This is a genomic window from Amycolatopsis sp. NBC_00345 (assembly GCF_036116635.1).
In the GTDB taxonomy this organism is placed as follows: Bacteria; Actinomycetota; Actinomycetes; order Mycobacteriales; family Pseudonocardiaceae; genus Amycolatopsis.
The window spans coordinates 4016348-4028335 of record NZ_CP107995.1 but is presented as its reverse complement, the minus strand read 5'-3'; the positions used below and the strand labels follow the sequence as shown (position 1 = coordinate 4028335).

Sequence of the window (11988 nt, the reverse complement as noted above, 5' to 3'; positions counted from 1 at the left end):
AGTGGAGCAGGCGGACTCGGTCGCGGCGGACCTGACGGCGTGGATCCGCGCCATGCCGGCGGGCGTCGACCCGGAGGTGGAGGCGGCGCGTCAGCGGATCGGCCGGCTGTCGCGGCAATTCGAGCAGGTGCTGCGCCGCGCGGCCGCCGCCCACGACCTTTCGCTGGGGGACTGGCAGGCGCTCTCGGCGCTGCACCGCTCCGGCGCGCCGGGGGTGCTGACGCCGAAGGAGCTGGGTGACCACCTGGGCGTGACGTCGGGAACGGTGAGCGTCCGGATCGACCGCCTGGCGCGCGCGGGCCTGGTGGAGCGCGTCGCCGCCGCGGACGGCCGCAGCCGTCCCGTCCGCCTGACCGCGAAGGGCCGCCGCCGCTGGTCCGCCGCGACGGGGAAACGCACCGCCGACGAGCGTGACCTCTTCGCGGACGCACTGACGGCGGACCAGCTGGCGGTGCTGAACCCGTTGCTGGGCACCCTGCTGGCCCGGTTCGAGACGGAGTTCGGTGATTCGTCCACAATGGACGTGGTGCGGCCGGAGTGACGGCTACTCCGGCCGTCCGTTCCAGTGCACGATGTCCGGGGCCTCGAGGTACTTGCGCAGGTGCCGCTCCTCGGTGCGGCCGTGCAGCGGGAAGGTGAAACTGGACCCGTCCGGCCAGGTCAGCTTGCGGCGTCGGAGGTTGACTTCGAGCGCCTGCGGGGTGCAGGCCTGCCAGACGATCTCCGGCGGGGGAGCGTCCGCCGGGTCGCGCTGCGTCGAGCCGGTGTCCACCAGCGCGACGTGCGAAGGCGAGAAGGCCAGCCAGGGCCCGTCCGCCGGGCGGAGCCGGTCGAGCAGGCCGAGCGCCATCGCGTCGGCAGGCCCGGTGACGCTGATCGCCCGCTGGAACGGGCTCCCCAGTTTCCCGCCGCCGCTACCGGCGCCGTTCGCGAAGTAGAAGACGTAGGCCACGCCGCCGCCGAGGCCGCGCAGGATGTTCCAGAAGAACCGCCGGACGAGCCGCTTCCCTTTGACCGTCCCGTCCAGGCGCCGGCCGGGCACGTCGAAGCCCAGGCCGTCCTCGCGGACGCGCACCACGATCACCGGCTCACGCCACTGGTCCCGCATCAGCGTCTCGACCCGTTCCCGGAACCCGGGACGGACCATGAGCTTGTCCCGCTTGGCGTCCAGGCGTTCTTCGTGGGCGAAGACCTTCTGCCCCGCCCGGCGCCGGGCGTCGGTCGGTGCCTGCCCGGCCAGCTCGCCCAGATCGGCGGCTAGATGTCCAGGTTCTTGTGGGTCTGCTCCGGGCTCTGGTCCCCGCCGATTTCGCTCTTGTCGAACCACGGTGTGTCTCCTTCGGCGCTGACCGCTTCCTTGCCTTCGCCGGCCAGCGCCTTCCCGGCGCCGATCCCGGCTTTGACGCTCGCCCCCGCGACCAGCGGGGCGGCGCCGACCGAGGTGCCGAACATGGTGGAGAGCATCCGGTTGCTCGGCTGGAAGCCCTGCGCGGCCGCGCCGAGCCCGAACTTGGTCTCGCCGGGCATCACGCCGACCCGCAGCTTCCTGGTGAACACCTCCATCTTCCCCGCGATCTTGCCGAGGAACTCGATGAAGGTGTCAAGCAGCTTGCCGAACTTGCCGAGGTAACGGGTGACCTTCGCCAGCACGCTGGCCGCCTTGGCGATCGACGCGGTCATCGCCGCGGCGACCGAGCCGCCGAAGCTGATCACCGACGCGGCCAGCGCGGGCAGCCACAGGGTGATCAGCCAGGAGACCAGCTCGGTGATGATCGCCTTGATCACCTCTTCGATGACCACCATGACCATCGACCACATCTGCAGCACCTCGGCCACCGAACCGGCGGCCGAGCCGACCCCGCGGATGCCGGAGGAGAAGTCGCCGAGCGCTTCCTTCGCCGCGTTGCCGGCGTCGTCGACCCAGTCGGCCAGCGCGGTGTCGCCGGTCCGCTCGAAGTCCTCGGCGAGCGCGACGAAGCCCTGGGCGATCGTGGTGAAGTTCTCGGAGGCGTGCCCGATCGCCGGGCCGTCGCCGGTGACCTGGTGCAGCGCGTCCTGCAGCGGCTGGACCAGTTCGAGCAGCATGTTGAGCCCGTGGCTGACCAGCCAGCCGATCGGGTCCATGGCGAAGGTGACCATGTCGCCGGCCGCGGCGCCGACGAACGACGCCCCGTCGCCGACCAGCGCGGCGCCCGCGGACGCCAGCTCGCCCGGGCTGTCCGCCTGGGCGGCCTGCTGGGCGTGCCCGGCGATCGACTTGCCGGAGTCGTAGAGGGTGCCGGCCACCGGGGCGGCGCTCGCCGCGCGGTCGAGGTTGGCGCCCGTGCTCTCGTCGTAGGCCGACACGTTCAGGGTGTCGGCGATGCTCTTCTTCTCGGTCATGAGCCCGGCTTCCCCACTGCGTCGATCTCCGCCTCGTACCGGCCGAAGGTGATCTTCCCGGCGTCTTCGGCGCCCTGGTACATCTGCGCGGCCGTGCCGAGCTTGGTGGTCAGCGCGTCCACGCCGTCCTTCAGGTCGTTCAGCAGCGAGCGCAGGTCGGCGAGGTGGTCGGTGTAGCCCTGCTTGGCGAAGATGCCGACGACCCCCCACGCCTGGTCGCCCACGTCGGCGGCGTCGATCTTGCCGCCGAACTTGCCCGCTTCCTGCTCGTAGTACGGGAGCTGGCGGGTGTACTCGGAGATCGCGTCGATATTCGTCTGTATTCCGTCTGGCATCGCGGAATTCCCTCGGTCGGATCGGTCAGCGGCGGAGGAACGAGTTGGCGTCGAAGTAGTCGTCGTCCTCCGGGCCGGCGCCGCGGCTTGGCCGGGAAGCCGGCTGTTGCTGCTGTGACGCGGGCTCGTCCGCGGTGGTTCCGAAGGCCTCGGCCTGGGCTTCGCGAACCTGCTCGGAGATGTCGACGCCGAGTGCTTCGCCGAACGTTTCGTCCACGATCCCGGCCTGCTGCCGGACGGCGCCGGCCACGGCCTGGCGCAGGGTGCTCATGATCGTCGCGGACAGCCGGGCCGGGTCGAGGCGCAGGGCTTCCGGGGAGAGCTGGACATCGGTGACGCTGCCGCCGGCCCCGGCGATGACCGTCACGGTGCCGTCGGGCGCGGTCACGCTGGTCCGGACCTGGGCGATCTGCTCCTGCATGTCGCCGACCCCGTCGAAGCGGGTCTCGGCCTGCTGTGTCTTCGCCTGGAAGCTGCGGAACTGGGCGATCAGCTGGTCCATGTGGGCGGACATGGTGTCTCCGTTGCGCGATTCGTGGTCATGTGTCCAGATCATGACATATACGCGCGTGATCCCGTTCGGCTTTCCGGAAATCGCCGGAGCCGGGGGCCGGCGGCCCGGGCGGAGACACCCGGGCCGCCGGGTCGCCTCAGCCGATGTGGGAGCTGATCGTGGCGTAGTCGTTGCCCACGTTGGTGTACACGCCGGGGAAGTCCTTGCGGGCACAGCCCTGGCCCCAGGACACGATGCCGGCGAGCTTGCCGTCGACGTAGGCCGGGCCGCCGGAGTCGCCCTGGCAGGAGTCCTTCCCGCCTTCGGGGACGCCCGCGCAGAACATCGACGCCTTGTCGTAGCTGGAGCCGGACTTGCTGTAGTCGTCCGCGCAGGTGTTGTTGTCCACCACCGGCACGTTGACCTTGAGCAGCTGGTCGGAGACGTCGCCGCCCTCCGACGTCGTGCCCCAGCCGACCACGGTGACGTCGGCGCCCGCCTTGTAGGCCGCGTCGTCGGCCGACTGCACCAGCGTCGCCGGCTTGTACGGCAGGTCCTTGTCCAGCGTCAGCACGGAGTTGTCGTGCTGCATCCCGTTCATGTCGAACGCGGGGTTCTGCCAGACGTCGCTCACGCCGGCCTTCTCGCCGGTGGTGTCGCTGAACTTGGTCTGGCCGCCGATGATCTCCATCTGCGCGGCCTTGACCCCGTCGGTGCAGTGCGCGGCGGTGAGCACCTTGTTCTTCGCCACCAGGGTGCCCGCGCAGTGCTGCGCACCGTCGACGTTGAAGATCACGGTGGCCGGGAAGTCGTCGATGGTGGTCGGCGAGCCGCCGACGATCAGTGGCCCCGCGCCGGCCGAGGCGCCGGGTGCGGCGACGACGGCGAGGGCTCCGGCCGTGGCGGCCGCGGCGAGCGCCAGTGCCGCCCGTCGTGCCAGTGAACGTCCGTCTACCTGCATGAACATCTCCCTTCGGGACCGGAAAGGTGCATTCCCGAGCAGACCAGACCGGCTCGGTGCCCGGGTAGCTACGTAAGTCGCATTCTGAAAATTCGCGAACATAGTTGGTTTTTGTCCGTCTCAGCGCGCCTGACGTGGACGTCACCGAGTAGGGTTGGTGCCTGTACCTACTGGTATGTACGGTCTGGGTGTGGACGCGTCGGAACGGCTCATCGAAAGCACCCGGGAACTGCTCTGGGAACGGGGTTACGTCGGCACCAGCCCGAAGGTGATCCAGGAGCGGGCCGGCGCCGGGCAGGGCAGCATGTACCATCATTTCAGCGGGAAGGCGGACCTCGCGCGGGCGGCGATCGAGCGCAGCGCGGGGGAGTTACGCGCCGAGGCGGAGCGGCAGCTGGCCACGCCGGGCACTGCCGTCGAGCGGATCACGGCGTACCTGCGGCGCGAGCGCGACGTGCTGAAGGGCTGCCCCGTCGGGCGGCTCACGCAGGACCCGGACGTGATGGCGGACCCGGTGCTGCACGCGCCGCTCGGCGAGACTTTCGGCTGGCTGCGCGACCGGCTGGCCGGCGTCCTCGCCGAGGGCCGCGACCGCGGCGAGTTCGGCCCGGAACTGGCCCCGGCCGAGACGGCGGCCACCATCGTCGCCGTGCTGCAGGGCGGGTACGTGCTCGCGAAGGCGGCCGGCGACACCGCCGAATTCGACCGCGCGGTGGACGGGGTGCTCGCGCTGCTGCGCCGGGCTTGACTACCGCGCGGCCGCCCGGTGGTCCAGTCGGCGCACGTCGCCGTCTCGGCGGAAGTCGCCCGGGCTCATTCCCGTTTCCCGGCGGAAGAACCGGCAGAAGTACGCCGGATCGGCGAAGCCGACGCGGTCCGCGATCTGCCGCACCGTGAGGCCCGTGCCGGCCAGCAGCCGTTTCGCCTCACGGGCACGGGTCTCCCGGATCAGCTCCGACGGCGTCCGGCCCGTCGCGTTCTTCACCACGTCGGTGAGGTATCCCGGGGTGACGCCGATGCAGGCCGCGTACGCGCGGACCGACCAGAGCGCGGGCTCGATCCGGTCCACCAGCCGGGCGAACGCCTCCGCGACCCCGCCGGCGCGGGCGGGCGGCGCGGTGCCGGCGGGGTCCGTCAGCCGGGCGGCGCGGACGACGAGAACGTGCAGCAGCGACCGCAGGACGGACTCGGAACCCGTTGCGGCGCCACGGTATTCGTTCTCGATCTCGGCGATCAGCCGGGCCGTGGCGGTGTGGGCGGGCTCGTCCAGCGTCAGCCACGGCCGCTCGCTCAGCCGGCGCAGCAGGTCCCGGTCGGCGGGATGGTCCAGCAGGAAGTCTTCGGTGAACAGGACGACGAACCCGGACAGCCCGCGCACGTTCTCCCAGTGGTGCACCTGCCCGGGGCCGAGCACGCACAGGTGCGGCGGGCGCAGCTCCCAGCGGGCGAGGTCGACGACGTGCGTGCCCGAGCCGCCGGTGACGTGGACGATCTCGTGGAAGGTGTGGCGGTGCGGGAAGGACGCGCGCGACATCGGGCCCATGGCGTCGAACGTGCCGACGGCGAACGGGAGCGCGTTGGGCATCGGCACCTCCAGCCGGTGCATCGGCAGCTCCCCGGGTCTCCGGCTCCGGCAGGGCGACCCCGGCAACACCGTGGTACCGCGCATCGTGTGGCTCCTCTCGTCATCGGACTTAAGGTCCAGACCAATTGTTCGTGGTCTCACGATGACACGGGAGGGCGCTCAGCTGAAGGGGCGATGGTCGCGACCCGCTTCGCCGCATGGGGCCCGCGCAGTGGCGGGGGCCGGGCCCGATCCCCGCCACCGCCGGTTACGCCCCGCCGCGGTGGCGCTTGATGATGCTGTGCGGGAAGGGAAGCTCGGGGTCGCCGGCCTCGGTCAGCCGGTCCAGCTGCTCGGTCGGCAGGTCGAGTGCCAGCGCGCCGACGGTGTCCGTGAGCTGCTCCGGCGTCCGCGCGCCGACGAGCGTGCCCGCGATGGCCGGCTGCCGCGTGACCCAGTGCATCGCGACCTGGGCCGGGGTGCAGCCCGCGGCCGCGGCGATCTCGCGGACGACGTCGAGGACCGCCCAGCGCCGCTCGGAGTGCCCCTCGCCGGCGAGGCGGCCGCCGGCCGAGCCGTCGCGGGTGTACTTGCCGGACAGGAAGCCGCCGCCGATCGCGCCCCACGGCTGCACCGCGATGCCGAACTCCCGCGCCAGCGGCACGTGCTCGGTCTCGATCGAGCGCTCCACCAGCGAGTACTCCAGCTGCATCGCGGTGATCGGCGGGCCGCCCAGCATCGCGGCCTTCGTCGCGTACCACGCGGGGACGTCGCTGAGCCCGGCCGCGCGGACCTTGCCGGCGCGCACCAGGTCGTCGAACGCCGACACCACCTCCTCGGCCGGGGTGTAGCCGTCCCAGATGTGCAGCCAGTACAGGTCGACGTGGTCGACGCCGAGCCGGCGCAGCGACGCCTCCAGCGAGGCGATCATGTTCTTGCGCCCGTTGCTGCGGCGGGCGACGTTGTGCTCGACCCCGTCCGCGGTGATCCGCGGGCCGGAGTACTTGGTGGCGAGCACGAGGTCGTCGCGGTCGGGCACCTCGCGCAGGAACTCGCCGACGAGTTCCTCGCTGCGCCCGGCGCTGTAGTTGTCGGCAGTGTCGACGTAGTTGCCGCCCGCTTCGAGGTAGGTGCGGAACACCTTGCGGGAGGTGGCGTCGTCGGAGCAGAGGTCGAAGTGGCCGAAGGTCATCGCCCCCAGCGCCAGCGGCGAAACGCGCAGGCCCGAGCGGCCCAGCGGCCGGTGGTCGTCCAGCCCGGTCATGGTTCGAGTCATGGCTTCGAGCGAACACCCCGGAGCGCGGTCCGGGTCAAGTCCGTCAAGGCCTCCTTACCCGCGTGGGACGCCCTGAAGGCCACCTTCAGGGCACCTACGTCCCTGAAGGCCACCTTCAGGGCAGTTCCGGGCGACCCGGTGCTTGACCTGGAGTGCGCTCCAGGTGCGAGGGTGGGTAGGTGGACTCCTACTCACCAGCCGAAGTCACCGCCAGAACCGGGTTCTCCATTGACACGCTCCGTTACTACGAGCGGATCGGCCTGCTGCACGAGGTGGGCCGCACGGCCGGCGGCCGTCGCCGCTTCACCGACCAGGACCTGGAGTTCCTCCGCCTGCTGCGCTGCCTGCGCGACACCGAGATGCCGATCGCCGAGATGCTCCGGTTCGTCGCGCTCCTGCGCGAGGGCGAAGACACCCGCGCCGAGCGCCTCGCCGTGCTGCGCGAGCACGAGGAGCGGGTCGAGGACCAGATCGGCCGGCTGCGCGGGCACCAGGAGCACATCCGGATGAAGATCGCGTTCTACCGCACCGCGGTCGAGCGCGAGGACCTCGCCAGCGTCTGAAACCGGGCTCAGGCCGGGCCGAGCCGTCGGCGCAGGAACTCGATGCCCGCCGTGGTCATCGCCGCGCGGGTGCGGTTGCCGTAGACGTGTCCGGTGTCCTCGAGCCACGCGAACTCGGCGTCCGCGCCCGCCTGCCAGTAGGCCGCGACCAGCGCCTCGCTCTGCGCGATCGGGACGCCGTCGTCGCCGGTGCCGTGCACGACCAGCACCGGGGCGGCGGCCGCGGTCACGTGGGTGAGCGGGCTGGCCGCCGCGGCGAGCGCCGGGTGCGCGGCGGGGGAGGCGCCCAGCAGCCACGCGTGCGGGTCCTCACCCGTCCGGTGGAACGGCGAGCTGGGCGGCGGGGGCGGCAGCCGGGCGAAGTCCGACGGCGGGCTCCACGCGACCGCCGCCTGCACGGCGCTGCTCGGGCCGGTGACGCCGATGTCGCCCTCCAGGTCCGGCCGGTCCCCGGTGACCGCGAGCATCACGGCCAGGTGCCCGCCCGCCGCGTGGCCCCACGCGCTGAACCGTCCCGGGTCGAGCGCCAGGGTGCCCGCGTGGTGGCGGAGCCAGCGCACCGCCGCCTTCACGTCGTGCAGCTGCGCCGGGTACACGGCCTCGCGGCTGTGTCTGAAGTGGACCTTCGCGACGGCGAAACCGGCTTCCAGCAGGCGTTCGCCGAGATACCGGCCGAGCGGGGCGTGCTTGGGCGAGCCGACGGCGAACGCGCCGCCGTGCACGAACGCGACCACGGGCCAGCCCGGAGCCGACGGCGGGCCGGCGGGCACGGCGAGGTCCAGCAGCAGCGGCCGGTAGCCCAGCAGCGGGGCCACCTCGGCGTCTCGGTACAGCACGGAGGCGCCCGCGGGCTCGGCCTCGGGCGGGGCGGTCTGGGGCAAAACGCGCATCACCGGACCGACTATCACGGATCGGGCGCCCGGACCGGTAGCCGTACCAGGAAGCGGGACGGGCCAACGACTTCCCGTCATCCGGACCGGTTCGGCGCCTGAGTGACCGACCGGATACGCTGAGCGGCGTGCCAGAGATCCACTCCTTCGCCGCACCGCGCGCGGCGAACCGGAAGATCAGCTGGGACCTCGTCCGCGCCGGCTGTGTGACGCTGGTGCTGATCTACCACGCGACGTACATGAGCGTGGTCGTGCACCCGGAGCTCGGTGCCCGCGGCTTCACCTTCCCGTACCAGGTCGGGGCCAGCCTGCTGCTGGTGATCTCGGCGTACTTCGCGTGCGTCACGATCGGGCGCGGGCCGCTGGGCCGGTACTGGTGGGGCCGCGTCGCGCGGCTGCTGCCGCCGTTCCTCGCCGCCGTGGTGGTGATCTACGCCGCCCTGCGGCTGCTCTCGCCGGCCGGCTGGTTCCGGCCGGAGTGGCGGGACCTGGTCGGGAACCTGCTCATGCTGTGGAACTGGAAGCCCGCGGACTTCCCGTTCGTCGACGGCTCGCACTGGACGATTCCGTTGCAGCTCATGGCCTTCACCGTCGCCGCGCTGCTGTACCGGAGCCGTTGGGGGCACGGCACGCGGCTGCGCGTGCTGCTGTGGCTGGCGCTGCTCGTGCCGCTCGCGCAGTGGCCGTGGCGGATCAGCGGGCCGCCGGAGTGGTACCGCACGGTGGCCGACGGGTTCGGCTTCCACCGCTGGCACCTGTTCGTCGCCGGCGTCGCGATCCGGCTGTGGTGCACCAAACGGATCTCGACGGCGCACTTCCTCGCGCTCGAGACGGTCTGCCTGGTCGCGCACGCGCTGCACAGCGCGGTCTGGACGCCGGGCGGGCTGGCCGTGGACTGGGGCTCGACGATCGGCGTCGGCATCGGCTTCGCCGTGGTCTCGCTGGTGGCGGCGGGGCCCGACTGGGACCGCGTGGTGCCGCAGTGGCTGCGGCGGCCGGTGCAGTGGTTCGCCGGGATCTCCTACGGCGTGTTCCTGACGCACCAGGCGATCGGTTACCTGGTGCTGCACTGGTTCGCCGCGCTGGGCGCCGGCACCGCCGTGCAGACCGGCGCGATGCTCGTCACCGGCGTGCTGCTCGGATGGGCCCTCACCCGGCTGGTGGAGCGGCCCGCGCACCGTTTCCTGATGGCGGGTTACGACTCGGTGTCCGCCTTCCGCGCCCGGCGCCGCGGCGCCGTGAAGGCGGTCAGCACCGAGCCGTTGTCGAGCGTCGGGGCGGGCGCCGGGAGCAGCCGGAGCGACCCGGAACACCGGTAGCCGGCTAGAGCGCGAAGGCGATCGACCGCAGGATCAGCGCCCCGAAGAACACCACGGTGAACGCGAGGTCGATCGCGATCCCGCCCGCCCGCACCGGCCGCAGCACCCGCCGCACGGGCGCGATCACCGGCTCGGTGGTGCGGTGGCTGAGCCGGCGCGCCTGCCCGAGCCAGGCCGGGCCGGTGGTCACCAGGCGCGTCCAGTCCAGCACCATCCGCACCACGAGCACCAGGATGAACAGGGTCAGGACATACCCGACCAGCGTTCCGATCAGGCTCATCGCACACACTCCTCGAAGTTGCCGTTCATCCGGTCCAACGCGCGCACGGCCCCAGGAGTGTCCCGTTTGCCCGGCTTCTCAGCGAGTTTTCAGCCGCGCGGTCCCCTACCGTGGTGGGCATGGGTGAAAGGCGCATCGGTGAACAGCGCAGTGCGGCTTGGTTCGGCGAGTCAGGCCGGGCCGGGATGATCTACCGGTCCTGGATGCGTTCGCAGGGTTTCGGGCCGGAGGTGTTCGACGGCCGCCCGGTGATCGGGATCGCGACGAGCGCTTCGGAGCTGGCGCCGTGCAACGCGCACCTCGGGCGCGTCGCGGAGGCCGTCAAACGCGGGGTCTGGCAGGCGGGCGGCTTCCCGCTGGCCTTCCCGACCATGGCGACCGGCGAGACGCTCATGCGCCCCACCGCGATGCTCTACCGCAACCTGATGGCGATGGAGGTCGAGGAGCTGATCCGCGCCAATCCGCTCGACGGCGTCGTGCTGCTCTCGGGCTGTGACAAGACCACGCCGGCGATGCTGATGGGCGCGGCGAGCGTCGACCTTCCCGCGGTGATGGTGACCGGCGGCCCGATGCTCAACGGCAAGTACCGCGGCCAGGACGTTGGCTCCGGCACGCACGTGTGGAAGTTCGAGGAGGAGCTCAAAGCCGGGCGGATGACGCAGGAGGAGTGCTTCTTCGCCGAGGGCTGCATGGCCCGCTCCAACGGGCACTGCATGACGATGGGCACCGCGTCCACCATGGCGTGCCTCGCCGAGGCGCTGGGCATGCAGCTGCCGGGCTCGGCCACCTGGCCCGCGGTGGACGCGCGCCGCTTCGAGACCGGGCAGGCCGCGGGCCGCCGGATCGTCGCCCTGGTCGAGGAGGAACTGCGGCCGTCGAAGATCCTGACGCGGGCGGCGTTCGAGAACGCGATCCGGGTCAACGCGGCCATCGGCGGCTCGACCAACGCGATCATCCACCTGCTGGCGATCGCCGGGCGGGTGGGCGTGCCGCTCGCGATGGCCGACTTCGACGAGCTGGGCCGGGTCGTGCCGACGCTGCTGAACCTGATGCCCTCGGGCAAGTTCCTGATGGAGGACTTCTGCTACGCGGGAGGCCTGCCCGTGGTGATGCGGCAGCTGATCGAAGCCGGGCTGCTGCACGAAACCGCGATCACCGTGACGGGCCGGCCGGTGGCGGACAACGTTTCCGGCGCCGAGTGCTGGGACACCGAGGTGATCACGGCGGTGAGCGAGCCGTTCCAGCCCGCGGGCACCGGCACGGCGGTGCTGACCGGCAACCTCGCCCCGGACGGCGCGGTGGTCAAGCAGTCCGCCGCCTCGCCGGAGCTGCTCACGCACACCGGCCCGGCGCTGGTGTTCGAGACCGCCGAGGACTACCACCACTCCGCCGACGACCCGGACCTCGACGTCACGCCGGACACGGTGCTGGTCATCCGCGGCGCCGGCCCGAAGGGCTACCCGGGCATGCCGGAGGTGGCGAACGTGCCGCTGCCGGCCAAGCTGCTCAAGCAGGGCGTCACGGACATGGTGCGGATCTGCGACGGCCGGATGTCCGGCACCGGCTACGGCACGGTGGTGCTGCACGTGAGCCCGGAGTCCGCGGTCGGCGGCCCGCTGGCGCTGGTGCGGACCGGCGACCTGATCACGCTGGACACCCCGGCGCGCTCGCTGACCCTGCGGGTTTCCGACGAGGAACTGGCCGCGCGGCGCGAGGCGTGGGAGCCGCCCGCCTCGCCGTACGTGAGCGGCTACACCTGGCTGTACACGGAGCACGTGACGCAGGCGCACCAGGGCGCGGACTTCGACTTCCTGCACGGCAGCCGCGGCCCCGGCGTGCCGCGCGATTCCCACTGACGCTTGCCGTTAAGGCCTCCTTACCCGCGTCGGACGCGGGTAAGGAGGCCTTAACGGCCGTTCCCACTG

General features: G+C 71.9%; 14 protein-coding genes. 5 read left to right on the top strand and 9 right to left on the bottom strand.

The features are described from left to right. Position 1: 1 nt before the first annotated feature. Complete coding sequence (locus OG943_RS17725; RefSeq protein WP_328610885.1) at positions 2 to 541, top strand: MarR family winged helix-turn-helix transcriptional regulator; 540 nt, start codon at positions 2 to 4, stop codon at positions 539 to 541. 3 nt (positions 542 to 544) lie between these two features. Here the strand turns inward: OG943_RS17725 and OG943_RS17720 are convergent, their stop codons facing one another. From OG943_RS17720 to OG943_RS17700, 5 genes are all read right to left on the bottom strand, one after another. After that, on the bottom strand, positions 545 to 1147 hold the full coding sequence (locus OG943_RS17720) for a hypothetical protein (RefSeq protein ID WP_328610884.1): 603 nt from the start codon (positions 1145 to 1147) through the stop codon (positions 545 to 547). 110 nt (positions 1148 to 1257) lie between these two features. Beyond that, positions 1258 to 2382: a hypothetical protein gene (locus OG943_RS17715; protein ID WP_328610883.1), complete on the bottom strand. Its 1125-nt coding sequence runs from the start codon at positions 2380 to 2382 to the stop codon at positions 1258 to 1260. Beyond that, entirely contained in the window at positions 2379 to 2717 is a 339-nt protein-coding gene (locus tag OG943_RS17710; RefSeq protein WP_328610882.1) for a hypothetical protein, read from the bottom strand. Before OG943_RS17710 ends, OG943_RS17715 begins: the two co-directional genes overlap by 4 nt. A 25-nt stretch (positions 2718 to 2742) precedes the next feature. Further along, positions 2743 to 3231 (bottom strand): YbaB/EbfC family nucleoid-associated protein, encoded by a 489-nt coding sequence (locus OG943_RS17705; protein WP_328610881.1) that lies wholly within the window; start codon positions 3229 to 3231, stop codon positions 2743 to 2745. Between the two features lie 136 nt (positions 3232 to 3367). Then, the gene (locus tag OG943_RS17700; RefSeq protein WP_328610880.1) at positions 3368 to 4171 is read right to left on the bottom strand and encodes a S1 family peptidase; all 804 of its coding nucleotides are present in this window, start codon (positions 4169 to 4171) and stop codon (positions 3368 to 3370) included. A 190-nt stretch (positions 4172 to 4361) separates the two neighbouring features. Between OG943_RS17700 and OG943_RS17695 the strand changes: the two genes are divergently transcribed. Beyond that, positions 4362 to 4919 (top strand): TetR/AcrR family transcriptional regulator, encoded by a 558-nt coding sequence (locus OG943_RS17695; RefSeq protein ID WP_328610879.1) that lies wholly within the window; start codon positions 4362 to 4364, stop codon positions 4917 to 4919. On the opposite strand, the gene OG943_RS17690 is transcribed toward OG943_RS17695, so the two are convergent. Beyond that, positions 4920 to 5777: a helix-turn-helix domain-containing protein gene (locus OG943_RS17690; protein ID WP_328610878.1), complete on the bottom strand. Its 858-nt coding sequence runs from the start codon at positions 5775 to 5777 to the stop codon at positions 4920 to 4922. Positions 5778 to 6003: 226 nt separating this feature from the next. Further along, positions 6004 to 7011, bottom strand: a complete 1008-nt coding sequence (locus OG943_RS17685) for an aldo/keto reductase (RefSeq protein ID WP_328610877.1) — start codon at positions 7009 to 7011, stop codon at positions 6004 to 6006. Positions 7012 to 7190: 179 nt separating this feature from the next. On the opposite strand from OG943_RS17685, the gene OG943_RS17680 reads away from it, so the two are divergent. Further along, the gene (locus OG943_RS17680; protein ID WP_328610876.1) at positions 7191 to 7574 is read left to right on the top strand and encodes a MerR family transcriptional regulator; all 384 of its coding nucleotides are present in this window, start codon (positions 7191 to 7193) and stop codon (positions 7572 to 7574) included. A gap of 8 nt (positions 7575 to 7582) precedes the next feature. On the opposite strand, the gene OG943_RS17675 is transcribed toward OG943_RS17680, so the two are convergent. Next, complete coding sequence (locus OG943_RS17675) at positions 7583 to 8464, bottom strand: alpha/beta hydrolase (protein WP_328610875.1); 882 nt, start codon at positions 8462 to 8464, stop codon at positions 7583 to 7585. Positions 8465 to 8592: 128 nt separating this feature from the next. Between OG943_RS17675 and OG943_RS17670 the strand changes: the two genes are divergently transcribed. Beyond that, positions 8593 to 9783 (top strand): acyltransferase family protein, encoded by a 1191-nt coding sequence (locus tag OG943_RS17670; RefSeq protein ID WP_328610874.1) that lies wholly within the window; start codon positions 8593 to 8595, stop codon positions 9781 to 9783. Positions 9784 to 9787: 4 nt separating this feature from the next. Here OG943_RS17670 and OG943_RS17665 read toward each other — a convergent pair whose 3' ends face one another. After that, entirely contained in the window at positions 9788 to 10063 is a 276-nt protein-coding gene (locus tag OG943_RS17665) for a YggT family protein (RefSeq protein ID WP_328610873.1), read from the bottom strand. A 119-nt stretch (positions 10064 to 10182) separates the two neighbouring features. Here OG943_RS17665 and OG943_RS17660 point away from each other — a divergent pair, with 119 nt between their 5' ends. Beyond that, positions 10183 to 11919 (top strand): IlvD/Edd family dehydratase, encoded by a 1737-nt coding sequence (locus OG943_RS17660; RefSeq protein ID WP_328610872.1) that lies wholly within the window; start codon positions 10183 to 10185, stop codon positions 11917 to 11919. The last annotated feature ends 69 nt before the right edge of the window (positions 11920 to 11988 follow it).